The organism is Paraburkholderia sp. JHI2823, from assembly GCF_038900695.1.
In the GTDB taxonomy this organism is placed as follows: domain Bacteria; phylum Pseudomonadota; class Gammaproteobacteria; order Burkholderiales; family Burkholderiaceae; genus Paraburkholderia; species Paraburkholderia mimosarum.
The window spans coordinates 1-1,113 of sequence record NZ_JAYMRY010000141.1; the positions used below are offsets into that span (position 1 = coordinate 1).

The following is a 1,113-nucleotide window of genomic DNA, read 5'->3' on the forward strand; positions in this document are numbered from 1 at the left end:
ACCCGCGCATATCAGCGTGATACACCGTCGATGTTACTGCTGCGCCGCCCTCAGGAAACTGGACGTACCCTATGCGAAAACCGAAAACCACTGAGCCGCTTGACACGGAAAATCATATCAGCCCGTAGTGCTGCCGGCAACGGCAGGCGGACCGCGAGGAACGCTGTTAGTGCTGCGGGTAGAGGATTGCGGAAAAAGCGAACGCCTGGCTGTAATGGCCAAGATACGGGCTGAAACATCGCCCGACGCGAAAGCGGGCTGACTTCCGCGTGGTCATTCATGGCGAGAGAACTTGATTAATCGTTATACGAGGGAAGGCAGATGACGGCAACTGGGGGCACTGCGCAAGCAGAGGCAATCGGGGCTGGTGCACCCTCGCGCCCCACCGAGATGTGGCTTCAGGCCGATTGGCCTCGCATCAAGGATGAGGTGAAACGGCTCCAGGTGCGTATCGCCAAGGCAACCAAGGAAGGCAGATGGGGCAAGGTAAAAGCCCTGCAGCGTCTGCTGACCCGCTCGCACAGCGGCAAGATGCTAGCCGTGAAGCGAATGACAGAGAATCGCGGCAAGAGAACGTCGGGTGTCGATGGCAAGCTCTGGTTGACCCCGGCGGCCAGATGGAAAGGGATGGAAGCAATGCAACACCACGGTTATCGTGCGTTGCCGCTTCGACGCGTCTACATCCCTAAGAGCAATGGCAAGAAGCGTCCGCTCGGAATTCCCCGCATGCTGTGCAGAGCAATGCAGGCACTATGGAAGCTCGCGTTGGAGCCCATAGCGGAGACCTTGGCGGATCCAAACTCGTACGGGTTCCGGCCCAAACGCTCGACTGCCGATGCTATTGAATGTTGTTTCACCACTCTGGCCAAACGTAAGTCGCCAGAGTGGGTTTTAGAGGGAGATATTCGTGGTTGTTTCGATAACTTTAGTCACGACTGGATTCTTCAACACATTCCGATGGATAAGGTGGTCCTGCGACGATGGCTTAACAGGTTGCGGAAATACCCCTCGACGGGCAGCGGCCTTCCACGATTTACGCGCCCACTGCCGCTAAATCTTTCGCATTGTGCAATTTCAACGCGAATCAACCTTTTTAAAGCGCTGTGAGGCCGA

The 1,113-nt window shown here is 56.6% G+C and carries 1 pseudogene; it reads left to right on the top strand.

The window, feature by feature from the left end:
• Positions 1 to 390: 390 nt before the first annotated feature.
• Positions 391 to 987 (top strand): annotated as a pseudogene (locus VSR34_RS37970) (reverse transcriptase N-terminal domain-containing protein); the annotation flags it as partial.
• Positions 988 to 1,113: the final 126 nt, after the last annotated feature.